This window comes from Pseudomonas koreensis (assembly GCF_025447595.1).
GTDB classification, from domain to species: domain Bacteria; phylum Pseudomonadota; class Gammaproteobacteria; order Pseudomonadales; family Pseudomonadaceae; genus Aquipseudomonas; species Aquipseudomonas koreensis_H.
The window spans coordinates 425,166-449,153 of record NZ_JAOEJU010000001.1; the positions used below are offsets into that span (position 1 = coordinate 425,166).

Below are 23,988 nucleotides of genomic sequence, written 5' to 3' on the forward strand. Positions count from 1 at the left end.
ATAACCGAGTCGCTGCTTTCGCCAGCAGGCTGGCTCCCACAGATAATCAGTCGACGCTGACAATCTACCGTGGGAGCTAGCCTGCTAGCGATGCCGTCTTTACCAGCGCATGCGGATCCCCAGACTGCCGATCAATCCGTTCAGGTCGTTGTCATCCACATCGCTGCTGTAGTCGGCGCTGACGTACAGGCTGACCGCCGGGGTCACCCGTGCCACCAGGCCCAGACCCAGTTCCACCGTGGACGACTTGCGGCTGCTGCTGATCTTGTCCACCTGATCCAGCGTCACCGTGTTGCCGGTGTACACCGTGTGCCACAAGTTCGTGCGCACGTAAGGTTCGACGGGCAGACCGTTCAGATCGTAGCTGCCTTTCAAGCGTGCACCGACCCGACCGCTCCACGATGAAATGTCGCTTGAAGACGCGTTCCCCGAACCGGCATACGGCGTGTCCAGGGTAATGCGTTGGTTGATCAACTGTGCTTGCGGTTCAACCACCCAGTTTTCCCCGAGACCGATGGGAAATCCGCCTTCCACCGACAATGTCATCGCGCTGCCTTCAGTAGCCAGACGTGCGCCTTGCTCGTTACGGCTGAAACCGCTGACCCGGCCGCCACTGGCCGACAGGTCGACGTGCCAGCCCTGTGGGCCGATCAGGCTGTAGTAGGCGCCGAGGCTCTGGCCTTGCAGGTTGAGGGTGTCGGTGGTCGGGTCGGCGAGGGCGCGGCTGGTGATCAGACCGTTGGCATTGCCCTGGATCTGGTTGACGCCACCAATCAGGCCGATCCGCTGGGTGTGGCCGCTGCTGCTTTGCAGGGTCAGCACTGCCGGGCCTTTGGAATCCCCGGTGCCGGGCATGGCGAGGCCGGGAGTGAGTACGTCGGTCTGGGCCTGGCGGGCGCTCTGCCCGTAAAGCTGGTCCCAGGCTGAAGGGGCAATGTCTTCGGTGATCAGATACGCGCCGCGCAGGTCCGGTTGCGGGCTGAACCTCTGTGGGCCTGGGGTAATGACAGTGGCGGGAAGTGTCATGACAGGGACGTCCTGGCGAAACCAGGGAGTGGTTTCATCCGCCGCAGGACCCGCCTGCGCCTCCATGGATGAACAAAGCAAGATAGAGCTGGAAACAGTGCAAAAGGTAATTTTGATCTCTTGTGAGGTGAGTGAGGTTCTCATGGCAGTCTGCCTTGCTATCGCATGCGGTATCTCGCCTTGGCGTCTCTCCTACCCCGAATGAGGGGCGACCGAATGGAGCGTGGCGAACCCGTGGCCGCTCGTTTTGACGAGAGACTTGAGGCTCGCCCCGAGTAGTGTTTCCGGGGGTAGTAAGGTAGAGCTAAGAAGACGCGTGCCACTGCGTCAAGAAATTGGACGATGAGTGGTAGGGTCAAAACAGATGCCTCAAGCTTCTGTTTTTTCGCAATTATCTAAGTTCTTGTTTGTAGGGGGAAACACTGCTGAAGCCGCGAAACAGAGACGTTTCGCAGCCGACAACCGGTCTGTTGGCAGGTAATGGGACAGAAGTCGGACGGCGATTAAGGGATGCAATAGCTGTCAGTATCGCCTTACAAATGCACTTCGACCGCCAGCGGCAAGTGATCGGAAAGATGCGTCCAGGGCTTGTTGCCCAGTATCTGCGGCTCATGACTGGTGGCGTTGCGCAAATAGATGCGATCCAGGCGCAGCAACGGGAAGCGGGCAGGGTAGGTTTTGGCCGGCCGGCCATGATGGCGTTCAAAGGCTTCGTGCAGGTAATCGCGACGGGCGAGGGCAGCGTTGCCCTGCAACTGCCAGTCATTGAAGTCGCCGGCGATGATCACCGGCGCATCGTCGGGCAGGGATTCGAGCAATTGGCAGAGCAGTTGCAGCTGGAGTTGACGATGGCTTTCCAGCAGGCTCAGGTGCACGCAGATCGCATGGACTTCGACGTGTCCCGGCACATCCAGCACGCAATGCAACAGGCCCCGGCGTTCGGGGCCGGTGATCGAGACGTCGAGATTACGGTACTCGCGGATCGGATATTTCGACAATAGGGCGTTGCCGTGATGGCCATCGGGATATACGGCATTGCGCCCGTAGGCAAAATCGCTCCACATGCTGTCGGCGAGAAATTCGTACTGCGAGGTCTGCGGCCAGTCGTTGTAACGACTGGAGTGGCGCTCGTGCTCGCCCACGACTTCCTGGAGAAACACCAGATCGGCCGAGGTGCTGCGCACTGCCTCACGCAGTTCCGGAAGGATGAAGCGGCGATTGAGCGCGGTAAATCCTTTGTGCGTGTTGACCGTCAGCACCCGCAGACGATGGATGGCGGACGGGTTCGCGGACTGTGCGTCGACGACATGACGCTTGGGATCGCTGGACACGTTCACTCCTCTGAATCATGACTGCCTGTTCATGCGACTGATCCGCGCGTGGGCAGTTCACTTTGTGTGACTGCCCGCGCCGCGTCTTCAGTCCACGAAGATGATTTCGTAAGGCAGGCGCATACGTTCCAGAATAGCCTTGGGCAATAACGGAGCTATGCCGATGGCCGGTTCGCCGTTGAGCTGGCTGGCATAGGCGTGAGTGGCGTGGCTCTTGCGCGCGACGGTCCAGGTGTCGAGACGCAGCTTGCGTGCACGATGCCACGGAATCTGCGCGTGATCGCGCTCCGGCCAGTGCCAGGCCCAGACCGGCACATCGTGATAGGTGGCACCAATCTGCTGCGCCGCCATCGCACTGGCCCGGCCGACCACTTCATGGTCGTCGCTGCCGTCCTTGCACCAGGTGCTGAAGACGACATCGCCGGGGCGCAGGTAGCGGGCGATGAATTCGGTGAGCTGGGTTTGCTGGTCGTGCAGGGCATTGTCGGTGAAGCCGCCGCGAACCCATTTCAGGCTATGCATGGGAAGACCGAGCCGGCGCAAGGCTTCAACACTTTCCTGTGGACGGAACACGCTCAGGCGCTTCTCTGACCATTGCCGTGAGCCCGGATGGCTGGCACTGCCGTCAGTGATCGAGAGTAACTGCAGGGGATGCCCGAGGCTGGAGAGCAACTGCAGCAGGCCGCCGCAGGTCACCACTTCGTCTCCGGGATGGGGGGCGATGACCACCGCGCGCGCGCCGGCTGGCACGAGGTTGCGCGTATTGATGACCGGAATGTTGTCGAGTTGCGCGGCGCTGTTCCAGATCTGCGCCGGCAGGCCGCTTTCGCTGAGGGGTAACGGTTTCATGGTACGACGTCCTTGTTGTGGCGGGCCTTCGTCCTGCACGCAGTCGTTGATGCTGCGCCCAAGACCCTTGAAGGCTGTGTGCTGGCAATGTGCAGCGCTCCGAACCCTGGATTGCCGCGATGCAGAGTATTGCTCAAGACCGGTGATTCGTCGCGTGGCAGATCGATCTGCGCCGCTTTTTTTTATTCAGTCTGTGCCAACTGTCGCAGATAGTCGCCGAAGCCGCCTCTGGCGCGACTGTCCAGCCGAGCGCTGGTATGCACCTGCGGACGATGGCTCCAGGCGATGTGAGCGCCGCAACGTTCGAGTTGGCGCACCAGTTGGACATCCTCATCGCATGCCAACGGTTCGAAGCCACCGGCCCGGCGATAGGCTTCGGCACTGATCCCCAGGTTGGCGCCGTGAATGTGCCGGTGACCCTCGCGAGCCTGATAGTGGTGGTGATAACGGATTTGCGCGGCTTCATCGATCGAGTCGGGCCAGCGCTCGATCGTGACTGTCCCGCATACGGCATCGGCGCCCAGCCCCAGTTGAGCCACCAGCCAGTCGTCGGCCACTCGGCTGTCAGCATCGGTGCAGGAGATCCAGCGCGCACCGCGCTCCAGCAGCATTTGCGCCCCCGCCGCGCGAGCCTGCCCGACATTGCGCGCCTCGATACTCAGACCCAGTACGGGGTAGTTCCCGACAATGGGGGCCGAACGATCAGTGCAACTGTCGAGCACCACCAGTACCTCGACCAGTTCGCCAGCCAGCAGCCTGTGCCGGCTGGCGCGCAATGCGGCCTTCAGGCATTCGTCGAGTCGCTCTTCTTCGTTGTGCGCCGGTATCAGGATGCCGATCATCGCAATCCCTCCAGCGCTGCCACGGAGCGGGGTTCGCGACTCCACAGTTCGAGAATGAAATCCGCTTCCTGATGAAGCACCAGGCGCGGCAGCTTCAATTGCTCGTGAATCAGATCGTGTACCTGACGGGCATTCAGCGGGCAGCCCTCGATCGAGGGGCGCCAATGACAGGCCAATAGTTGTCCGCTGGCAGTCAGGGTGCGATGAGCATGATGGATGACGGCTGTCAGGTCATCCCGATCCAGGTAGTAGCCGATTTCACTGAGCACGATCAGGTCGAACTGCTCTTGCGGCCAGTCGCCGGGCAAGCGCCCCTGGCGTACTTCGACATGATCGAAAAGGCTCAGTCGGGTGCGGGCCAGACGGACTGCTTTGTCGGCCGTGTCACTGCACACCAGGCGATCGCAACGCTCGGCGAGCGCCGCGCTCAATTCACCATTGGCGCATCCCGGTTCAAACACCGTCCGATAATGAGCGCGGGGCAAGGCAGCGAGGGTGATGGCGCGTTTGCGCTGTTCATACCAGCGCTCACGAAAGGCCCAAGGGTCGTCGTTGCCGGCAAACAGACCATCGAAATAGTGATCCTCGACACTCATAGAAATACCACCTCGAAAGGCTGCAACAACCGATCCAGTACCCAAGGCGCCAGCACGGGTGAAAGCCCGGCATCGGGGTCGCCTTCCAGCTGGCTGGCGAAGGCATGCACGGCGTGGCGTTTGCGGGCCACTTGCGCCGGTGTCAGACAGATCTTGCGCGCTCGCTGCCAGGGCACGCTGGCATCCTCCGGACTTGCCCAGTGCCAGGTCCAGACCGGCAGTTCATGACAGACAAGGCCTGTGCGCCGAGCCGCTTCCAGACTGGCGCGGCCCACTGCTTCGTGATCACAGTGACCGTCTTCGCACCAGGTTGTGAACAGCACATCGCCGGGTTGCAGGTAGCGCGCGATGAATTCGCTTAATTCAGCTTCGCGTGCGGCCACCTGCGTATCCGGGAAACCACCGCGCAGCCATTTCACACGGTGCATCGGCAGACCGAGCCGGCGCAGGGCTTCGGCAGACTCCTGAGGACGCACCACGCTCAGGCGCTCCACCGGCCAGCGAGCGGACCCGGGGTGGCTGGCGCTGCCGTCGGTGACGGAGATCAGTTGCAGCGCCCGGCCTGCAGTGGCGAGCAATTGCAGGAGCCCGCCGCAACCGAGCACTTCGTCGTCCGGATGCGGGGCAATGACGACTGCTCGGGAACCCGGTGGCACCAGGCTGAGAATATCGATGCTGTCCAGTTCGGCCAGGTGACGCGAGTTCTGCCACTGGTGCAGGGTCGTGCCCCGGCCGACGATCGGGTCGGGTTTCATAACGTCCAGGTCTCAATCGGTTGGCGGGCGACCGATTGACCGAGGGCCGCGAGGTCGCGTTCGGCGTGGCTCTGGCGCAGATAGACCGGCAGATCGGCGATCAGCCGGGCGAAGTGGCGATCCTTGCAAAACGGCCCGGCCCCAAGGGCGCGGCCGGTGTCGCGGATGACCTGCTCGGCGGATTGCTCGACGACGGCCCGCACGCGCCGAGCCATGAGTTCGGCATTGGCATCGGGGTGGGCGTCGATGTTCGCAGCACTGGCACGCAGCGCCGCTGCGGCTGCATGCAATGCCGTATCGACGGCGCCCAGGTGGGCGAGGGCGTGAGGCTCTTCGCGCTGCGCGCAGAGCCTGCGCAAGCGCTCGGCAATCTGCCGTGCCGCGCCATACCAGCACGCCGCGATCCCGATCCCGCCTTGCCAGAAGCCCGGTCGTTGCAGGTAGTCGCCCGGGTCGCCGATGGCTTGTCCCTCGACATTGTCGAAGGTGACTTCGACACTGCCGGTCGCGCCCATGCCGACTGCTTGCCAGCCATCCCCGGTGATCTTCACCCCCGGCTGATCCATGGCCACCGCGACCAGTTGCTGATGCTCATCCTGATCCCATGCGGTCAACAGACCGTGACTGAGCACGGCAGCGCCGGAGCACCAGGCCTTGCGCCCATTGAGTCGCACCAGATGTCCCGCCGGCGTGATCCGCACTCGGGCGTCCGGTGGTTCGGCCGCCCACATGCCCCACGTACTGCCCGGTGTCGGCGACCCGCCGAGCTGCTGGATGATCGCCAGGGCATCGGTATGCCCTTCGTAGAGTTTGCACAGGCTCAGATCATGGCCAGCAACGGCGGCCAAGGCCTGGAAACGCTCAATCGTCTGACCGCTGCCAGGCATTGGCAAGTGATCCAGTCCGACTTCGACCATTTCCCGCAGGCACCGCCCGAGGGCTGCCGTATCGGGATAGTCCGGAGGGCGCTGCGCAAGATACTGGTCAAGGTCCATATCAGTCTTCTTCGTCACGTTGCAGTTCGAACAGCAACAACGAACGCCCGGTGACCGAGTATTCGTGACCAAACTGAAAACGCTCCTGACCCCGGATCGACGGTTGATTGGTATCGATCATGCAGGTCCAGAAACTGCCTTCGGGCACTTCCGGCAGGGTGAAATTGACGATGTCGTGGTGGGCGTTGACCACCAGCAGCAACGTCGCGTCCGCACCCTTGCGGCGAATGCCGGTTTCCTGCGCGCGGCCATCGAGCAACATGCCCAGGCAGCGGTTGTGCGCGTCGTGCCAGTGTTCGGTGGTCATCTCGCTGGCGTCCGGTGCCAGCCAGGTGATGTCCTTGACCCCGATGTCTTCGTTGTATTCGCCGACCAGAAAACGCCCACGCCGCAGGATCGGGTAAGCCAGGCGCAATTTGATCAGGCGTTTGACGAATTTCAGCAGCGCCTTGCCATCCTCGCTGAGGTCCCAGTTGACCCAGCCGATTTCGCTGTCCTGACAGTAGGCATTGTTGTTGCCGTCCTGAGTGCGGGCGAACTCGTCGCCGGCCACGATCATCGGCGTGCCTTGAGCAAGCAGCAACGTGGCGAAGAAATTACGCATCTGTCGATGGCGTAACGCGATGATTTCCGGGTCGTCGGTGGGGCCTTCGACACCGTGGTTCCAGGACAGGTTGTTGTTGCTGCCGTCCTGATTGTTTTCGTCATTGGCCTCGTTGTGTTTGTCGTTGTAGGAGACCAGGTCATTGAGGGTGAAACCGTCGTGGGCGGTGACGAAGTTGACCGACGAATAAGGCCGGCGCCCGCGTTGGTTGAACATCTCACCCGATGCGGTCATGCGGCTGGCGAAGTCGGCGAGCTGGCCGTCGTCGCCTTTCCAGAAGGCGCGCACGGTGTCGCGGAACTTGTCGTTCCACTCGACCCAGCCCGGTGGGAAGTTGCCGACTTGATAACCGCCGGGGCCACAGTCCCAAGGCTCGGCGATCATTTTCACCTGACGCAGTACCGGATCCTGCCGGCACGCCACAAGGAAACTGTGACGTTCATCGAAACCGTCGTGATAACGACCAAGAATGGTCGCCAGATCGAAGCGGAAGCCGTCGACATGCATCTCGCTCGCCCAGTAACGCAGCGAGTCGGTGACCATTTGCAGCACGCACGGGTGGCTCAGGTCGAGGGTGTTGCCGGTGCCGGAATCGTTGATGTAGAAACGCTTGTCGTCTGGCATCAAGCGGTAGTACGAGGCGTTGTCGATCCCGCGCATCGACAGGGTCGGGCCTTGCTCGTTGCCCTCGGCGGTGTGGTTGTAGACCACGTCGAGAATCACCTCGAGATTGGCCTCGTGCAGGTGCGCAACCATCTCCTTGAATTCGGCAATCTTGCCGCTGGCCAGGTAACGCGGGTCCGGGGCGAAGAACGCGATGCTGTTATAGCCCCAGTAATTGGTCATGCCCTTGTGCAGCAGGTGCTGGTCATTGACGAAGGCGTGGATCGGCAGCAATTCCACTGACGACACCCCGAGCTTGCGAATGTGTTCCAGCACGTCGTCGACCATCAGCCCGGCGAAAGTGCCGCGCACGTTATCCGGCACCGAGGGATGGCGCATGCTGATGCCGCGCACATGGGTTTCGTAAATGATCGTCTTGTCCCACGGCACGCTGACGCGCTGGTCGTGGCCCCAGGTGTGTGCCGGGTCGATGACTTTGCACTTGGGGACGAAGGGCGCACTGTCGCGCTCGTCGAAACTGAGGTCGGCGTCCGGGTGGCCGATGGTGTAGCCGAACAGCGCTTCGGACCATTTCAACTGGCCGACCAGTTGTTTGGCGTACGGATCGATCAGCAATTTGTTGTGGTTGAAACGGTGGCCGTTGGCCGGGTCATACGGGCCGTAAACCCGGTAGCCGTAAATCAGGCCCGGATGCGCATCGGGCAAATAGCCGTGGTAAATCTCGTCGGTGTACTCCGGCAATTCGATGCGTTCGAGTTCGACTTCACCGGCATCGTCGAAAATGCAAAGTTCGACTCGGGTGGCATTGGCGGAGAACAGTGCAAAGTTCACTCCCAGACCATCCCAGGTTGCGCCGAGCGGGAAGGGCAGGCCTTCACGGATTCGCGTGGGCTCGGCTTGAGCGGCGGGCTCGGCTTTCTTTGGACGGGTCATAGGTGCTCCTACAAGTCAGTAAGTCGGGTGAGCATCAATCTTCTGTGGGAGCGAGCCTGCTCGCGAATACGGTCTGTCATTCAAAGATGGAGGTGACTGATAGATCGCCTTCGCGAGCAAGCTCGCTCCCACAGAGGCTTCATGTTTCTTGAGGACGAGAGCGTCCTCGGTGGCGAGCGAACCCGCCACACGGTCATTCAGTTCAATGGTTCGGGACGCGTCAGACCGCTGGCGGCTTGCGCGGCGCGCGGGGCTTTTTCTCGGCGGCTTTTTCGCCCGGGGGAATAACCTTGGCGGCACTGGCAGGCTTGGCCTTGGCCGTCGTGGCCTTGGGTTTGGCGGCGGGCGCCTTGCCATCGACGGCTTTGCTGGTGGCGGTCTTGCCAGCGGTTTTACTACCGGCGGCTTTTGGCGATTTCTTCGGCGCCAAGGCTTCGGCTTCGGCCAGTTTGCGCGCCATCTCCCAGTGGCGAGCTTCCTGGCCTTCGGGTTTTCCTTCGGATTCCCAGATCTGATAGGCGAATTCGCGGATGCGTTTATCGTCGGTACTCATCGCAATGCTCCTGGACTGAACTCATGCTGCTAGACGTGTTGGATAAGCAGATTGACCGGGAAGTCCCCCAGTGCGGCGCTGACCTCCAGCTCCCTGTTTTTTGTGACTGCGGTGCTCGAAAAAAGTCCCTTCAGATTGTCGTCTGAGGCGGCGAACGGTAATTCCACCCGCGTATCGCCCCAGCGCAGCGCATCGACCATCGGCAAGGCACTGTTTTCCAGCAGTGTTGCGCAACGGATCGGTACGATCACGATGACTCGTTGCCCCCCGTGCTCGCGGGCAAACGCGAGCACGTTGTGCGCCTGGTCGCCCAGCACCTCGAGGGCCTGGTACGAACCGCGGCGAAACAATTCGCTGTATTCAGCGCGCAGCTGCAGCACCTGGGCGATCAACGCTTGCTTGATTCGCCCGTCACGCCAGCCTGATAGCAGTTCCTGTGCAGGCGTCGCCGTCAGGGTTTGTTCGCGCAGGCTGTAATCCACTGGCCGGCGGTTGTCCGGATCGACCAGACTGAAATCCCAATACTCGTTGCCCTGGTACAGATCCGGCACACCCGGCACGGTCATGCGCAGCAAGGTTTGCGCCAGACCGTTAAGGGCACCGGCCGCAGCAATGCTGTTGACGCTCTTGGCCAGGGCCCCGCGCAGCAGTTCGCCCTCGGGTGCCAGCAGCAACTGTTCAGTGAACGCTTGCGCCGCGTTTTCGTAAGCCTCGTTCGGTGCACTCCAGCTGCTTTGCAGCTTGGCTTCGCGCAAGGCTTTCTGCTGCCACTGCCAGATACGCTTGGCGTAGTCGGCGAAACCGGCCTGATCGTCGTCGCGCAGGTCCAGCGGCCAACTGCCGAGCAAGGCTTGATAGAGGATCAATTCGTCCCCGGACGACGGCAACTGATCGTCATTGCGCAGCGGTCGAGCGAGGGCGCGCCACAACTCGACCTGCTCGGCGTACCAGTGACTGCGTTCGCTGAGCACGGCCAGTCGCGCGCGGGTGTCTTCGCCGCGTTTGTGGTCGTGGGTGGCAGTGGCCAGCAGGTTGTCCGGGAAGCTCGCCAGACGTTGCTGGTTCACCGCGTGAAAGTCGCTGACCGGCGCGCTGAACTGCTCGGTGTTGTAACCGACGTCATTGCGCGACAGCAGCACCGCCGAGCGATACAGCGCGGTGTCTTCCACTGCTTTGGCGGCGGCCGGCGACGTGAGTTGCTGAAAGCGCACGCAGGCGTGCTTCAGGATTTTGCGTGAACGGCCACGGGGTTTGCGCCGCCACGGCTGGCCGCCGAGCCAGCCGGCTACGGAGTCCAGCACTGGCCAATCGGCTTCGCTCAATGTCTGCCGCGCACCGTCCATGGCCTGCTGGAAAAACACCTCGTCCCGCGCCGAACGGCCCATCGGGGTGATGTAAGTGCGATAGACCGGGAAGTGCACGATCAGCGCCTGCAGCACCCGGCGGATCGAGCCGAGCGTGAGGTCGCGGGTCATCAGGTCATCGCGCGCCACTTGCAGCAGGGCCTGGGCGACGCTTTCGCAATCGCTGGCCAGCGAGCCGTTGAGGATCTGCTGGCGCGCCAGTTGCGCTTCTTCGATAAACGCAGAGGGGCGTTCGGTGCGACGTTTCCACAAGTCACCGAGAACGTGTTCGCCGTCCGGGTCGTGTTGCAGCAGCGACAGCTGATTCATGAACTCGTAGCCGGTGCTGCCGTCCACGGACCAGTCGGTGGGCAGGGTTTCACCGTCGCCGAGGATCTTCTCGACGTAGATTGGCAAGTGCCTGCCCGGTGCCAGGTGGTCGAGGCGGCGGCGCAGTTTGCGGCAGTAACTGCGCGGGTCGGCGAGGCCGTCGATGTGGTCGATGCGCAGGCCGTCGATCAGGCCTTCTCCGATCAACTGGAAAATCTTGCCGTGGGTGGCCTCGAACACGGCCGGGCGTTCGACGCGCAAACCGCCAAGTTCGTTGATGTCGAAGAAACGCCGCCAGTTGATGTCATCCGCCGCCGTGCGCCAGCTCGCCAGGCGATAGCTTTGCCGCTCCAGCAACTGATGCAGGCGCTGAAAACCGTCTTCGGTCTTCGAGTCGTAGTGGGTCAGGTTGCGCTGAATGGCCTGGAGGATTTGCGGGTCGCTGGCCAGTTGCTGAAGTTCTTCCTTGAGCGGGATGGCCAGCGAGCGGGCGTCGGTTTGATAACTGAGCGCGCTGAAACGGTCGGCGAGGGCCTTGAGCGCTTCGATGGGGTTGTCATCGGATTTGAGCAGTTCACCGTAATCGCCGGGGCAGACCGGGAAGTGATGCTCGTAATGCTCGACATGGAAGGTGCCGCTCTCGGCATTGAACACCAGCGGCAGGGTCGCGTCCTGTAGCGCAACGCCATAATCGCTGCCCAGAAACGGCAGCAGCAACTGGCCTTCCATCAACGGATCGGGCGAGTGCCACTGAATATCGAAGAACTCACCATAAGGGCTGAGTCGTCCCCATTCCAGCAGATCGAGCCACCACGGGTTGTCGCCGCCACCAACCGCCATGTGATTGGAGACGATGTCGAGGATCAGCCCCATGCCGTGCTCGCGCAGGCTGGAGACCAGACGGCGCAAGGCTGGCTCGCCGCCGAGTTCCGGATTGACGCGGGTCGGGTCGACCACATCGTATCCATGCATCGAGCCCGCGCGGGCGGCGAGCAGCGGCGAAGCATAAATGTGGCTGATACCGAGCCGGGCGAAGTACGGCACCAGCGGCACCGCCTGATCGAGGGTAAAACTGCGATGAAATTGCAGGCGGACCGTGGCGCGCAGTGTCTGGATAGGCAATGCACTCATCGGTCACGCTCGGCTGCCTGAAGACGCGCGCAAGCCAGCAGTTCCAGGCGTCGTGCGGCGTCGACTCCGTCGAGAAGCGCCTCACTGGTGCCCGGCAAACGCCGCGACCAGTTCGGGTGGGTGTCGATGGTGCCGGGCAGGTTGGCCTGTTCGTCGAGCCCGAGCGCATCTTCCAGCGGCAGCAGCACCAGCGGCGCGCGGGTGTGGCCGAGGAAACGCACGGCGGCGTCGACCACCTGATCGGCCTCGTGGGATTCCTCGCGAAAGTTCTGTGGGTCCTGGCTCAAGGCACCGCGCAGGCCTTCACGCTCGCGTTCGCGGTAACGGCGCCAGTCGATTTCGCCGTTGGCGTCAATCAGCCCGAGCCGCGCGTTCCAGTCGATGTCGCGGCCGTGCCACCAACCATTGAGTGTCGGCAGATCATGGGTGCTGGTAGTGGCCAGGGCGTTGTCCGGCCAGTCGAGGATCGGTTTGAAATGGGTGTTGTCCTGTTCGAACAACAGCACGCGCATGCCGAGCATGGCACGGGCGATGAGTTTTTCGCGCAGGCCATCGGGCACGGTGCCGAGGTCTTCACCAAGCACGATAGCTTGATGGCGGTGGGATTCGAGGGTCAGCAGACGCAGCAGGTCATCCACCGGGTAATACAGGTAGGCGCCGTCCGCCGGGACTGCGCCGTTGGGGATCACCCACAACCGTTGCAGGCCCATGACATGGTCGATGCGTAGCCCACCGGCGTGGGCGAAGTTGGCGCGCAGCATGTCGATGAACGCGCGAAAGCCGTTGCGCACCAGACCTTCCGGAGAAAACGCGGAAATGCCCCAGCCCTGGCCCGAGCGATTGAGGATGTCAGGCGGCGCGCCGACGGTCAGCGAGGCCAACAGTTCGTCCTGAAAGCTCCAGGCCTGACTGCCAGCACCGTCGGCACCTACCGCCAGGTCGGCGATCAGGCCGATGCCCATGCCGGCGCTGCGGGCGGCGGTCTGGGCGCGCTCCAGGCAGCGGTGGATGAGCCATTGGCAGAATGCGAAGTAACTGATGCGCTCGGCGTATTCCTCGGCAAACGCGCCGAGGGCAGCGCCGCGCGGGTCGTGCCAGTGCTCCGGCCATTGGCGCCAGTCGAGGCTTTCGCCACGGGCGGCGCGCATTTCCTGGATGGCTTCAAAGCGGCAGTGGTTTTCCAGCGCTTCGCCGCCGGCATCGCGGAAGCTGGAGAAGTCGTTGTGTAACGGGTGTTCGCCGCTGATGAAGCCGTCGTACAAGGCTTGCAGCAGTTTCAGTTTGGTTTCGGCTGCTTTCGGCCAGTCGATCAGTTTCAGGTTTTCCAATTGCTCGAACTGATCGGTCAGGCCGGCCGCGTCAATCGCATCGCGCAGCGCACGCTCGCCGAGGATCACGCCCGGTGCGGCGTACAACGCATTGAGAAACAGCCGACTGGACGGCGAGTAAGGGCTGTAGCGCCCGGTGTCGGCGCTGAACATCGCGTGCAGCGGGCTGATCGCCAGCGCATCGGCACCGCGCTCGCCGGCCACTCGGGCCAGTTCTTCCAGGGCCTGGGTGTCGCCGAAACCGCCATCGCCGGGGCGGCGCAAGCCATATAGCTGCACGCTCAGACCCCACACGCGAGGGATCGGGCTGTCCACCGCGTCACCCACGCTGAAGCAGCGTTCCGGTGCCACGGCCAGAGTGAATTGCTGATCGGCGATGTGCACTTGCTGATAGCCGACCGGAATTTCGCCGGGCAGTACGGCCTCGGCATCCAGTTTCAGGCTCAGGCGCGAGCCGTCTTCAAGGTGAATCTCGCAAGGGGTTTCGGGTTCGAAATAGCGGGCCAGATCCAGCCCCACGCCGACGTCTGCGGTGAGCAGTGGAGGCAGATGGCGATTTTCCTGCACTTGTTGCAGTTCGAGCAGGCTGGCGTCGATTTCCTGGGCCGTTCCGGCCGGGTGACCGAGGCCGGTCAGAACATTGCGCAGCACGGCCGGGGCAACTTTTTGCTGGCGGCCATTGGCGTCGATCCAGTCGACAGCGAGACCGGCTCGGCTGGCGAGAATTTCCAGTTGCGCATCGCTCATAGGCGCTCTCCATCCAGGGGTGGCAAAGGGGTTGCGGCCGTGAGGCTGACAAGCGCGCAATACGGGGGCAGTTGCCCCTCATCCGTCAGGCCGGCGGTGGAGGGCTGGCGGAAAAGCCACACCGATTCGGCCTGTGGAAGGTTGACCACTGGCGTGTCGCCGAGGTTCAGGTCGATTCGCAGCTCGCTGCCATCACCCAGCCGCCAGCGCGCGCTGACGGCGCCAGGCCCCAGTACCTGAGCGCCGAGGGCTTGGGTGCCGGGCAGGTTGGGAATGATGTATTGATGGCGCAATTGCAGGAGCTGGCGATACAGCGCCAGTGTCGCTCGTTGCCGAGGTGTGCCGCTGCCGATCAGTCGCGGCTGTGAGGCGTGAAAGGTTTGCTCGGCGTTCGGATCGGGAATCTGCTCGCGTTTATGCGGATCGGAGAAGGCACTGAACGCTGCAAATTCATTCCGCCGTCCTTCGCGCACCAGCTTCGCCAGTTCACCATGGTGGCTGGTGAAAAACAGGAACGGTTGTTCGGCGGCGTATTCGTCGCCCATGAACATCAGGGGAATCATCGGCGACAGCAACAACAGCGCGGTCGCAGCCTCCACCGCGCGCGGGTCGGCCAATTTATGCAGGCGCTCGCCGAAGGCGCGGTTGCCGATCTGGTCATGGTTCTGCAGGAACAGCACGAACGCGGTGGAAGGCAGATGCTCGCTTGGCTCGCCACGAGGTGTGCCGTGGCGGGTGATATGACCCTGAAACACGAAACCCTGGCTCAGGCAGCGGGCCAGTTGTTCGGTGGGTTGCTCGGCGTAGTCGGCGTAATAGGCGTCGGTTTCACCGGTCAGCAACACATGCAGGGCGTTGTGGCCGTCGTCGTTCCATTGCGCGTCGTAGGCTTCCTCCAGGAGTCTGGCCTGATTGTGTTCATTTTCCACCGTCAGCCAGACATGGCGCGCGGGATCAATCTGCTGGCGCACACGCAGCGCCAGTTCCTGCAGGAAATCCGGGTCCTCGATGGCATGTACGGCATCCAGACGCAGGCCGTCGAAACGGTACTCCAGCAACCACATCAGCGCGTTATCGATGAAGAAGTCCCGCACCTCGCGACGGCGGAAATCAATCGCGGCGCCCCACGGTGTGTGCTTGTCTTCGCGAAAGAAACCCTTGGCGTAACGGTGCAGATAATTGCCGTCCGGGCCAAAGTGGTTGTAGACCACGTCGAGAATGACCGCCAGACCGTGACCGTGGGCGCTGTCGATCAGGTGTTTGAGTTGTTCCGGCGTGCCATAGGACGCTTGTGGCGCATAGTGCAACACGCCGTCGTAACCCCAGTTGCGATCGCCGGGGTATTGCGCGATCGGCATCAGCTCGATGGCGGTAATGCCCAGGGCAGTGAGGCGCTCAAGGTGTTGCTCCACTTCGGCAAAACCACCGAGCGCACCGACATGCAATTCGTAGATCACCGCCTCATTCCACGGTCGACCCTGCCATGTCACGTGCCGCCAAGGGTAGGCATGGGGATCGACCACCACACTGTGGCGATTCAGATCTCCGTCCTGCGCTCTGGAGGCCGGATCCGGCACCTCCAGTTCGCCATCGATGTTGAAACGGTAGCGAGTGCCGGCCGGGCAGCGACTCTTGATCACGAACCAGCCGTCATTCTGCGGCAACATCGGCAGTGACTGGCCGTTGTCCATTTCGACACTGACGTAAAACGCATCCGGCGCCCACAACGCAAACTGTGTGTGGTCAGTCTCCAGCATGATCGCGCCGTGGGGCCAGGTTTCATGGGACCGTAACGGCTTCATTGACAACCTCCCTGGTTATTTGTGGTGGGTTTTACCCAGCGCCTTGGCCACCAGTTGTTCGTAGAGATCGGCATAGGGTTCGACGGCTTTGCACCAGTTGAAAGGTGCCGCCATTGCCCGGCAGCGCATGGCATTGAGCAGCTCTGGAAAGGCAAACACCTTGAACGCGCGGCTCAGGGCTTCGCGATAACTGTCGGCTGTCGATTCGTTGAAGAGGAATCCCGTGACGCCGTTCTCAATGGTGTCGGCCAGACCGCCGGTATTGCGTGCCACCGGCAGCGAGCCGAAACGCTGGGCGTACATCTGGCTCAGACCGCACGGTTCGTAACGCGACGGCATCAGCAGGAAATCGCTACCGGCGAACATCCGTCGGGCGTCGGTTTCGTTGAAGCCGATGCGCACGCCGATCTGGCCGGGAAAGCGCAGGGCCAGCTCGCGCATGGCCTGTTCTTCTTCCGGCTCGCCACGGCCTATGATCGCGATCTGGCCACCGTTCTGGACGATGTATTCCGAGACCGCTTCGGTCAGGTCCAGGCCTTTCTGATAGACCAGACGCGACACCACGGCAAACAGCGGGCCTTCGGAATCCTGCAGACCGAACAGTTCGCGCACATGGGCGGCGTTGACGGCTTTGCCTTCCCAGTCGCCGATGGCAAACGGTGCGAACAGATGCGGATCGGTGGCGGCGTCCCAGCTTTCATCGATGCCGTTGGGGATGCCGCTGAGCAAACCTTGCTGGGTCTTGGCGGCGAGAAAACCGTCCAGACCGCAGCCGAAATCCGGAGTGGTGATTTCCTGCGCATAAGTGGCACTGACGGTGGTGATGTGGCTCGAATAGGCCATACCGGCCTTGAGGAACGACATCTTGCCGTAGAACTCCATGCCTTCCTGTTGCAGGGCATGGGCGGGAATCCCGAGCTCCGGGCACGAGCCGAGGCTGGTCACGCCTTGATAAGCCAGGTTGTGAATGGTGAACAGGGTCGGCGTGCGTTGCCCGCGCCAGTGCATATAGGCAGGTGCCAGCCCGGCCGGCCAGTCGTGGGCGTGCACCAGATCCGGGCACCAGTGGATTTGTGCGAGATTGGCGGCGATATCGGCAGCGGCCAGGCCCAGGCGGGCGAAGCGGATGTGGTTGTCCGGCCAGTCGCGACCGTTGTTGGCGCCATACGGGCCGCCGTCACGGGCGTAGAGTTCAGGGCAGATCAACACATAAATCACCAGACCGTCGGGCATGTCCATGCGCCCGATCTTGCAGGGCGGCAGCGCGGCGTGGCCACCCAGTTCGCCGATGATGTGGATCGGATTCTCGCTGTTCATCACTTGCGGGTAACCGGGGATCAACACCCGGACGTCATGCAGATGTGCCATGGCACGGGGCAGGGCGGCAGAAACGTCACCAAGACCACCGGTCTTCACCAGGTCGGCGATTTCCGAGGTCACGAACAACACTTTCTTCTTGTTGGGGTTCTGACTGGCCACTGGTGCCAGCGTCTTGGTGCCCGGGACGTTGATCGACCGGCTGCCGGGAACGCTCATGGTGCTCGAATCGCCGACCGGCTGATGAGCACGCTCTCCCTGAATATCCAATGCCGCACTGATCATATGAATCTCCCGTTTTGTTGATCTGGTTCTTGTGTCGAACAAGCTATGGCCAAGTCCTGTGGCCGGGCGCAATCGCGCCACGCATCGGTAAGCAAGCTACCCAACACGCGCAAGCAGAATGGGTGAGGAGGCCGTTGCAAGACTTGAACCAGTCGCTTTGGCCCTGTCTCTCAGATGACTCGTCGCGATCAGCAAAAGTTTCGATTAATTTTCCGCTTTGTGACCGGTCGGTTTTGTCCCGCGAAAATCAGTCTAGGCCAGATCCTAGAGCGGGCCATGACAACTGGATGAATTGTTCGACAATCTGTTACGGGCTCGCGAAAACCGTGGCTTTGAGAGGGGTCGCGCTCCGACGAAGTGCATGTTTGGCGGAGCCGATGACGCAAAATGGTGACCGGTCGGTCACCATTTCGGGCGCCGGAAAAGTGCGAGCGCACTGTTGCGGTGCGGACAGTTTTGTTGGCGGGCGGACAGCGGGTGCTGCTTCGCGGGCAGGGCTTGCCCGCGAAGGCGAGGAGGCTCAGTTGAGCAGGCGCACCGATTCCCCGGCTGACCAGGCTTGAATGTCTTCGATCATCTGCGAAAAGAACTGCTGATAGTTCTGCCGGCTGACATAACCGACGTGGGGCGTGGCCAGCACGTTGTCGAGGGTGCGAAACGGGTGCAGGGCCGGCAGCGGTTCCTGATCGAACACGTCCAGTGCCGCACCGCCGATGCGCTGTTTCTGCAAAGCCTTGATCAGCGCCGTTTCGTCGACGATCGGTCCGCGAGCCGTGTTGACCAGCAGGGCGGTCGGCTTCATCCAGTCCAGCGCGTGGGCGTCGACCAGACCCCGGCTGCGATCGCTGAGCACCAGGTGCACCGACAGCACGTCAGCCTGTTCGAACAATTGCTGCTTGCTGACATAAGTGACACCGGCCTGTTCGGCGCGCTCGGCGGTGAGGTTTTCGCTCCAGGCGATCACGCGCATGCCGAACACCTGACCGAACTGCGCCACCCGCTGGCCAATGCTGCCAAGCCCGAGAATGCCCAGGGTCTTGCCGTGCAGGTCGCCACCGAGACCTTGCTGCCACTGGCCGGTGCGCAGGGCATTAGCCTCGTTCACCAGATTGCGGGTGGCGGCCATGATCAGCGCCCAGGTCAGTTCCGGCGCCGCGTGTTTGTAACTGTCGGTGCCGCAGACCTTGATTCCGAGCTTCGCGGCGGCCTGCATGTCGAGGGCCGCATTGCGCATGCCACCGGTGACCAGCAGCTTCAGGTTCGGCAAGCGTTTGAGCAGGTCCTCATCGAAGCGCGTACGTTCGCGCATCACGCAGATCACCTCGAACCGGCCCAGACGCTCGGCCAGCGTGGCGTTATCCGCCGGGTACTCATGAACGAAGGTGACTTCGCCGAGACTGTCGAGCACCGACCAGTCGACTACGCCCCGCGCAACGTCCTGCCAGTCATCGATCACAGCAATCTGCACCGCCATCAGCGCTACCTCTTCAACGAACGGGATTGGTTTTGTCCAGCCAGCCCAGCAGTGCCTCGTGGAATTTCGCTGGCTCTTCCATCTGCGGGGCGTGGCCCATGCCGGTGAATTCCACCAGCGTGGACTGAGGAATCAGTTTCGCCACCTGCTTGCCCAGCACTTCGTAGTGACCGATTTTGGCCTTCACTTCCGGCGGCGCAATGTCCTTGCCGATGGCGGTGGTGTCTGAGGTGCCGATCAGCAGCAGGGTCGGCATCTTCAGGTCCTTGAACTCGTAGTACACCGGCTGGGTGAAGATCATGTCGTAGATCAGCGCCGAGTTCCATGCGACCTGAGTCTTGCCCGGGCCGTTGCTGAGACCCGCGAGCATGTCCACCCAACGGTCGAATTCGGGTTTCCAGCGGCCGTCGTAGTAGGTCGTGCGTTCATAGTCACGAATGCCCTGGGCGGTGACTTTGAGTTCGCGCTGATACCACTGATCGACGCTGCGATATGGCACGCCGAGGGCTTTCCAGTCTTCCAGGCCGATCGGATTGACCAGCGCCAGTTGCTCGACCTGATCCGGGTATTGCAGCGCGTAGCGCGTGGCGAGCATGCCGCCCGTGGAGTGGCCGAGCAGGGTGGCCTTCTGAATGCCCAGCGCCTTGATCAGTTGCTGGGTATTGGCTGCCAATTGCTGGAAGGTGTACTGGTAATGATCGGGTTTGCTGGAGGTACAGAAACCGATCTGATCCGGGGCGACGACCCGGTAGCCGGCTTCGCTCAGGGCCTTGATCGAACTGTCCCAGGTCGCGCCGCAAAAATTCTTGCCGTGCATCAGCACCACGGTGCGCCCGTTGGCCTTGCCGTGGGCGGCGACGTCCATGTAACCCATCTGCAGAGATTTCCCCTGGGACTGAAAGGCAAAGTGCTTGAGGGTGTAGGGATAATCGAAACCTTGCAGTTCCGGGCCGTATTGCGGGCTTTCGGCGTGAGCAAGCAGGGGCAGGGCGGCGGTCAGCAACAGGCCGGGTAGCCAGCGGGTAAGCGACACAGACATAGGACAACTCCACAAGAAATCGGCCGATGCTGGAACGGCCGGATTAGGGCGACGTTAAACACAGGCAATCTCTACGCCTGATCGTTCAACCGAGCCAGCCGAGGGTGAGCATCGCCAGCACCCCGTAGCGGGCGCCTTTGGCGAGGGTGACGATCAACAGAAAGCGCCCGAGAGGTTCGCGCATGACACCGGCGATCAGTGTCAGCGGATCACCGATGACCGGCAACCAACTGAGCAGCAGCGACCAGTGACCATAGCGCTGATAGTGAGCGCGGGCGCGCGCCATGTGCTTGGGGCTGACCGGAAACCAGCGCCGGTCCTGAAACCGTTCCAGCCCGCGCCCCAGCCACCAGTTCACCAGTGAACCAAGGACGTTGCCCAGCGTGGCCACGGCCAGCAGTCCCCACAGCCAGTAACGATCACTGACCAGCAGCCCGACCAGCACGGCTTCCGATTGCAGCGGCAACAGCGTCGCCGCACCGAACGCGGCGAGGAACAGCCCGAAATAACCCGCCGTCATCAATGGGCCGGGTAATCCGCCACCACGATATCAGCGCCGTCTTTCTTCAGGCCGATCACTTGATAAGCATCGCTCATGCCATCCATTTCCATGCCCGGCGAGCCCATCGGCATGCCCGGTGCGGCAACGCCCAGCAGGTCGTCACGTTTGCTCAGGGCCACTACCTGTTCCGCCGGGACATGACCTTCGACGAATTTGCCGTTGATGATCGCGGTGTGGCACGACGCCAGGCGTGGCGGTACGCCGTGTTGTTGCTTGAAGCTGCTCATGTCCGTTTCGACGTGATCTTCGACCTTGAAACCATTGGCTTCCAGGTGGCTGATCCACTTCTTGCAGCAGCCGCAGTTGGCGTCGCGGTGGACTTCGATCGGGATAAGGTCGGCGGCTTGCGCCAGGGAGGAGATGAACAGGGCGCTCAGGGCGGCCAGACGCAGGTGGTTTCGCATGGAGGGCTCTCGGCTCAAAGGAGGAACGGTCAAAAAAGGAAGGCATTTTGACCGGTTTTTCCTGCCTGGCATCAACGGAGTGTTTCCAAGTGATACGAGGCAGGCCTGCCAACATGATCGTAGATCAAAGCTGACAGGCCGCTGAGCGCAAGATGACAAAACTGTCAGCGAACCTTGAACCGGCCCATGATCGCACTCACCCGGCTGTTGGCTTCCAGCAACTGACGGGTGTTGAGTTCGCTGGCCTGGCCGCTTTCCACCAGCTCATCGACCATATGGCGGATCTGCACCATGCTGCGGTTGATCTCCTCGGTGACCGCGCTTTGCTGTTCGGCGGCGGTGGCGATCTGGGTGCTGAGGCTGTTGATGTGGCTGACGGAACCGGCCATCTCGTCGAGGCCGCTGTTGACTCGCGCAGTGGCATCGGCGGCCGACTGGCAACTGGCCTGGGTGTTTTCCATGGCGCTGACCGACGAGCTCACGCCCTGGGTCAGGCGGGTCAACATTTCGTTGATTTCCGAAGTGCTGGCCTGAGTACGGGCGGCGAGGGCACGGACTTCGTCCGCCACCACTGCAAAACCACGGCCCTGCTCACCGGCACGTGCCGCTTCAATCGCAGCGTTGAGCGCCAGCAGGTTGGTCTGGCCGGCAATGGCGCCGATCACGCCGAGGATTTCGGTGATGCGCTGAGCGTCCTGTTGCATGCTTTCAACTTTGTGGGTGGCACTGGCCACTTCGTCGATCAACGCCACTACGCTGCCGGAGGCTTCGCCGACCACGACGCGCGAACGGTCGGCGTTTTCATTGGCACGCTGGGTGAAAGCGGCGGTTTCAGCCGCATTTTGCGCGACGCTTTCGGCGGTCGAGCTCATTTCGTTGATCGCGGTGACGGTCTGGTCGGTCTCCGAAGCGTGGCGCAGCAGAATCTGGCTGGTGTGCGCCGAGGTGCGTTGCAGGTTGTCGAGGCTCGAGGCCATGGCGCCAGTGGCCTGGGTGACCTCGCCGATCATGTTCTGCAAGTAGGCGATGAAGGTGTTGACCGAGTGACCGATGGCGCCGAGTTCGTCTTCGGCACGGATGGTGATGCGCCGGGTCAGGTCGGCATCGCCGCTGGACAGCGAATCGATGTTGGCTTTCAGCGCTTTCATGCGCGAAACCAGTTGGCGGATCGCGTAGACCTGCAGCAGCACCAGCAGGATCACCAGCGGAATCTGCAACAGGCTCAGGCTGCTGAGCACGTCGTCACGCTGGGCGGTGAGCATTTTGGTCGGCAGCGCAGTGGCGAGGAACCACGGGGTGCCTTCGATCGGACGCATGAAGAATGTGCTGGCTTCACCGTTGTTGTCGAATTCGACGCGCTGTGCCTGTTCGCGGTTTTGCAGCCCTGCCTTGACCTGGCTGGCGAAGGTTGAGGAGCCGGCCAGTTCACTGATGTTTTTCAGTACGATCGGGCCGCTGATGCGCGAGCTGTTGCTGATGATCTTGCCGTCGGCCTCGACGATCAGCATTTCGGCGTTGAGGTCTTTTTCCTTGCGCGCCACCAGATCGTTGAAGAAGCCCAGGGTCACGTCGATGGTCGAGACACCCCACGCGTTGCCGTTTTTCTGGATAGCCATGGCGCAGTTGGTGCGCGGTTCGGCGCTGGCGTCATCTTTATAGGCAGCGGCCCACGCGCACTGGCCGCGCGGGGTCTGCATGCCGCCCTTGTACCAGCTCTGATCGTAATAGTTGGGGGCCGCGTCGCTGTTCCAGAAGGTGTTCACCGCCAGTTTGCCGGAGGCATCACGATGCCAGAACGTACTGAACTTGTTGCGTCCGGCCTCGCGCTGGCCGGGCAACGGCCAGATCCCGCCGCCAAATACTTTCAGTTCGCCGTATTGATCCACCAGCCCCGGCAACACGTTGTCGATGGCGGCGCTGTCGAGCAACGGAATGGTCTGGGTGATGCTGCGTTGTTGCGCCTGAACCTTGTTCAATTCGCCCTGGATTTGCTCGGCCACTTCGGCGATGCGGTTGAGCACCACTTGTTCTTCGGTGTGGCGCAACTTGGGCGCGACCAGTTGGCTGATGCCAACCACGGTCAGCACCGACAACAACAGAATGAACAGAACCAGAAACAGCGTGTAGCGAGCCTGAATGGTGCGGAATGCGGGCATGGAAACCGGTCCTTGAGCAGGGATTCTTATTGTGGGCAGGGGAAAAACAGCGCGGGTTTCCTAACGTATCGTCGGGTCCTCGGGAAGCTTTAGGTACTTTCGTCCTAAAAGAGGCGATCCCGACCAGAGGAACGTATCCGACCTGATACACAAGAACTAACCGGCCCGAACATTAGAGCAATACACCCACTTTCATCACCTTGTCACGAACGCTCTAGTCCCGTATTCCGGGGGGGGTGCCGGTTTGTATCGTGAATGTACAAAAATTGTAAAAAAGTGCAGAAAGGAGTTGGTGCCATTAGTTTGCCGGCCGATACTCCGGGCAACTCAAAAGTCGTTCAACAAGGAATTTTTCATGTTTTCCTCGCAAGGAGCTTGCTCATGACTATCGGATATACCGGTGCCTGGCAACCCAAGGCGGGTTTGCTGGTTCGAGATACAGGAAGCTCGAGCAAACCGGTTTCTCAAAGCGTGAAGGTCAAGCAGATGCTGGCCCTGGTCGGCACCGACCCTACGGCGATCAGTACGGCGGAGATGGACAAGCAGGGGCTGCACAAGAACATCAAGGGTTTCGATCCCACCAATGTTTCGGCCAAGCAATTGGGCAGCCTGAGTGCAATGCTGCGCAGCCGGGGCCTGATTTCAGAGATCACGTCCATGACCTTGCTCAATGCCGGCGACAAGTTCGATCGCTTCGGCATACAGACGGATCCGGATGCCAAGTTCAATGCGCTGGAGTATTTCGCCACGCAACTGGATACCATCCAGAACAACAATCTCAAGGGCAACAAGTACGCCAACACGTTGATCCCCGAGTACAAGAAAGCCATCTATGTACTGCAGAACCTGAAGACCTACGGGCAGGGTGGCGAGCGCAAGCCGCCGACCGATCAGGGTGTCAGCGCCAAGGCATGACAGGCAAGGCCCGCTCCGGTAACGGAGCGGGCCTTTTCATTGCCGGG

General features: G+C 61.8%; 18 protein-coding genes and 2 pseudogenes. 1 reads left to right on the forward strand and 19 read right to left on the reverse strand.

Features of this window, described 5'->3' with window-relative positions; genetic code table 11:
- Window positions 1-99: 99 nt before the first annotated feature.
- The 19 genes and pseudogenes from N8H71_RS01840 to N8H71_RS28840 all read right to left on the reverse strand — a co-directional run.
- Complete coding sequence (locus N8H71_RS01840; protein WP_262192511.1) at window positions 100-1,170, reverse strand: autotransporter outer membrane beta-barrel domain-containing protein; 1,071 nt, start codon at window positions 1,168-1,170, stop codon at window positions 100-102.
- Window positions 1,171-1,559: 389 nt separating this feature from the next.
- Window positions 1,560-2,357, reverse strand: a complete 798-nt coding sequence (locus tag N8H71_RS01845; RefSeq protein WP_262192513.1) for an endonuclease/exonuclease/phosphatase family protein — start codon at window positions 2,355-2,357, stop codon at window positions 1,560-1,562.
- A gap of 87 nt (window positions 2,358-2,444) precedes the next feature.
- Window positions 2,445-3,206 (reverse strand): PIG-L deacetylase family protein, encoded by a 762-nt coding sequence (locus N8H71_RS01850; protein WP_262192514.1) that lies wholly within the window; start codon window positions 3,204-3,206, stop codon window positions 2,445-2,447.
- A gap of 182 nt (window positions 3,207-3,388) precedes the next feature.
- A complete protein-coding gene (locus N8H71_RS01855; protein WP_262192515.1) occupies window positions 3,389-4,048 on the reverse strand; it encodes a glycosyltransferase in 660 nt (219 codons plus the stop codon).
- Window positions 4,045-4,644, reverse strand: coding sequence for a class I SAM-dependent methyltransferase (locus N8H71_RS01860; RefSeq protein ID WP_262192516.1), 600 nt, complete (start codon window positions 4,642-4,644; stop codon window positions 4,045-4,047). Before N8H71_RS01860 ends, N8H71_RS01855 begins: the two co-directional genes overlap by 4 nt.
- Entirely contained in the window at window positions 4,641-5,399 is a 759-nt protein-coding gene (locus tag N8H71_RS01865; protein ID WP_262192517.1) for a PIG-L deacetylase family protein, read from the reverse strand. Before N8H71_RS01865 ends, N8H71_RS01860 begins: the two co-directional genes overlap by 4 nt.
- A complete protein-coding gene (locus N8H71_RS01870; RefSeq protein WP_262192518.1) occupies window positions 5,396-6,394 on the reverse strand; it encodes an acyl-CoA dehydrogenase family protein in 999 nt (332 codons plus the stop codon). Before N8H71_RS01870 ends, N8H71_RS01865 begins: the two co-directional genes overlap by 4 nt.
- A 1-nt stretch (window position 6,395) precedes the next feature.
- Window positions 6,396-8,555 carry a glycogen debranching protein GlgX gene (gene glgX, locus N8H71_RS01875; protein ID WP_262192519.1) on the reverse strand — a complete coding sequence of 720 codons (2,160 nt, stop codon included), beginning with the start codon at window positions 8,553-8,555 and terminating at the stop codon, window positions 6,396-6,398.
- Between the two features lie 220 nt (window positions 8,556-8,775).
- Window positions 8,776-9,108, reverse strand: a complete 333-nt coding sequence (locus N8H71_RS01880; protein ID WP_262192520.1) for a DUF2934 domain-containing protein — start codon at window positions 9,106-9,108, stop codon at window positions 8,776-8,778.
- Between the two features lie 29 nt (window positions 9,109-9,137).
- Window positions 9,138-11,912, reverse strand: coding sequence for a malto-oligosyltrehalose synthase (locus tag N8H71_RS01885; protein WP_262192521.1), 2,775 nt, complete (start codon window positions 11,910-11,912; stop codon window positions 9,138-9,140).
- Window positions 11,909-13,987, reverse strand: a complete 2,079-nt coding sequence (gene malQ / locus N8H71_RS01890) for a 4-alpha-glucanotransferase (protein ID WP_262192522.1) — start codon at window positions 13,985-13,987, stop codon at window positions 11,909-11,911. Before malQ ends, N8H71_RS01885 begins: the two co-directional genes overlap by 4 nt.
- On the reverse strand, window positions 13,984-15,789 hold the full coding sequence (gene treZ / locus N8H71_RS01895; RefSeq protein WP_262192523.1) for a malto-oligosyltrehalose trehalohydrolase: 1,806 nt from the start codon (window positions 15,787-15,789) through the stop codon (window positions 13,984-13,986). The genes malQ and treZ overlap by 4 nt, the downstream gene beginning before the upstream one ends.
- Before the next feature lie 15 nt (window positions 15,790-15,804).
- Window positions 15,805-17,391, reverse strand: coding sequence for a glycogen synthase GlgA (gene glgA / locus N8H71_RS01900; protein ID WP_262192524.1), 1,587 nt, complete (start codon window positions 17,389-17,391; stop codon window positions 15,805-15,807).
- Window positions 17,392-17,911: 520 nt separating this feature from the next.
- Complete coding sequence (locus N8H71_RS01905; RefSeq protein WP_262192525.1) at window positions 17,912-18,865, reverse strand: D-2-hydroxyacid dehydrogenase family protein; 954 nt, start codon at window positions 18,863-18,865, stop codon at window positions 17,912-17,914.
- A gap of 13 nt (window positions 18,866-18,878) precedes the next feature.
- Entirely contained in the window at window positions 18,879-19,904 is a 1,026-nt protein-coding gene (locus N8H71_RS01910; RefSeq protein WP_262192526.1) for an alpha/beta fold hydrolase, read from the reverse strand.
- Window positions 19,905-19,989: 85 nt separating this feature from the next.
- Window positions 19,990-20,424 carry a YqaA family protein gene (locus N8H71_RS01915; protein ID WP_262192528.1) on the reverse strand — a complete coding sequence of 145 codons (435 nt, stop codon included), beginning with the start codon at window positions 20,422-20,424 and terminating at the stop codon, window positions 19,990-19,992.
- On the reverse strand, window positions 20,424-20,870 hold the full coding sequence (locus N8H71_RS01920) for a DUF411 domain-containing protein (protein ID WP_262192530.1): 447 nt from the start codon (window positions 20,868-20,870) through the stop codon (window positions 20,424-20,426). Before N8H71_RS01920 ends, N8H71_RS01915 begins: the two co-directional genes overlap by 1 nt.
- Window positions 20,871-21,034: 164 nt before the next feature.
- Window positions 21,035-21,562: pseudogene (locus N8H71_RS28835) on the reverse strand (methyl-accepting chemotaxis protein); the annotation flags it as partial.
- Window positions 21,563-21,895: 333 nt separating this feature from the next.
- A pseudogene (locus tag N8H71_RS28840) lies at window positions 21,896-23,026 on the reverse strand (HAMP domain-containing protein); the annotation flags it as partial.
- Between the two features lie 381 nt (window positions 23,027-23,407).
- Here N8H71_RS28840 and N8H71_RS01930 point away from each other — a divergent pair.
- Complete coding sequence (locus tag N8H71_RS01930) at window positions 23,408-23,941, forward strand: hypothetical protein (RefSeq protein WP_262192532.1); 534 nt, start codon at window positions 23,408-23,410, stop codon at window positions 23,939-23,941.
- Window positions 23,942-23,988: the final 47 nt, after the last annotated feature.

Excerpts from the sequence above, each read along its gene's own strand:
- N8H71_RS01880 (WP_262192520.1), bottom strand. The coding sequence starts at position 9,108 with ATGAGTACCGACGATAAACGCATCCGCGAATTCGCCTATCAGATCTGG.
- N8H71_RS01850 (WP_262192514.1), bottom strand. The coding sequence starts at position 3,206 with ATGAAACCGTTACCCCTCAGCGAAAGCGGCCTGCCGGCGCAGATCTGG.
- N8H71_RS01840 (WP_262192511.1), bottom strand. The coding sequence starts at position 1,170 with ATGAGAACCTCACTCACCTCACAAGAGATCAAAATTACCTTTTGCACT.
- N8H71_RS01885 (WP_262192521.1), bottom strand. The coding sequence starts at position 11,912 with ATGAGTGCATTGCCTATCCAGACACTGCGCGCCACGGTCCGCCTGCAA.
- malQ (WP_262192522.1), bottom strand. The coding sequence starts at position 13,987 with ATGAGCGATGCGCAACTGGAAATTCTCGCCAGCCGAGCCGGTCTCGCT.
- N8H71_RS01865 (WP_262192517.1), bottom strand. The coding sequence starts at position 5,399 with ATGAAACCCGACCCGATCGTCGGCCGGGGCACGACCCTGCACCAGTGG.
- N8H71_RS01855 (WP_262192515.1), bottom strand. The coding sequence starts at position 4,048 with ATGATCGGCATCCTGATACCGGCGCACAACGAAGAAGAGCGACTCGAC.
- N8H71_RS01860 (WP_262192516.1), bottom strand. The coding sequence starts at position 4,644 with ATGAGTGTCGAGGATCACTATTTCGATGGTCTGTTTGCCGGCAACGAC.
- N8H71_RS01915 (WP_262192528.1), bottom strand. The coding sequence starts at position 20,424 with ATGACGGCGGGTTATTTCGGGCTGTTCCTCGCCGCGTTCGGTGCGGCG.
- glgX (WP_262192519.1), bottom strand. The coding sequence starts at position 8,555 with ATGACCCGTCCAAAGAAAGCCGAGCCCGCCGCTCAAGCCGAGCCCACG.
- N8H71_RS01870 (WP_262192518.1), bottom strand. The coding sequence starts at position 6,394 with ATGGACCTTGACCAGTATCTTGCGCAGCGCCCTCCGGACTATCCCGAT.
- N8H71_RS01920 (WP_262192530.1), bottom strand. The coding sequence starts at position 20,870 with ATGCGAAACCACCTGCGTCTGGCCGCCCTGAGCGCCCTGTTCATCTCC.
- N8H71_RS01910 (WP_262192526.1), bottom strand. The coding sequence starts at position 19,904 with ATGTCTGTGTCGCTTACCCGCTGGCTACCCGGCCTGTTGCTGACCGCC.
- N8H71_RS01905 (WP_262192525.1), bottom strand. The coding sequence starts at position 18,865 with ATGGCGGTGCAGATTGCTGTGATCGATGACTGGCAGGACGTTGCGCGG.
- glgA (WP_262192524.1), bottom strand. The coding sequence starts at position 17,391 with ATGATCAGTGCGGCATTGGATATTCAGGGAGAGCGTGCTCATCAGCCG.
- N8H71_RS01930 (WP_262192532.1), top strand. The coding sequence starts at position 23,408 with ATGACTATCGGATATACCGGTGCCTGGCAACCCAAGGCGGGTTTGCTG.
- treZ (WP_262192523.1), bottom strand. The coding sequence starts at position 15,789 with ATGAAGCCGTTACGGTCCCATGAAACCTGGCCCCACGGCGCGATCATG.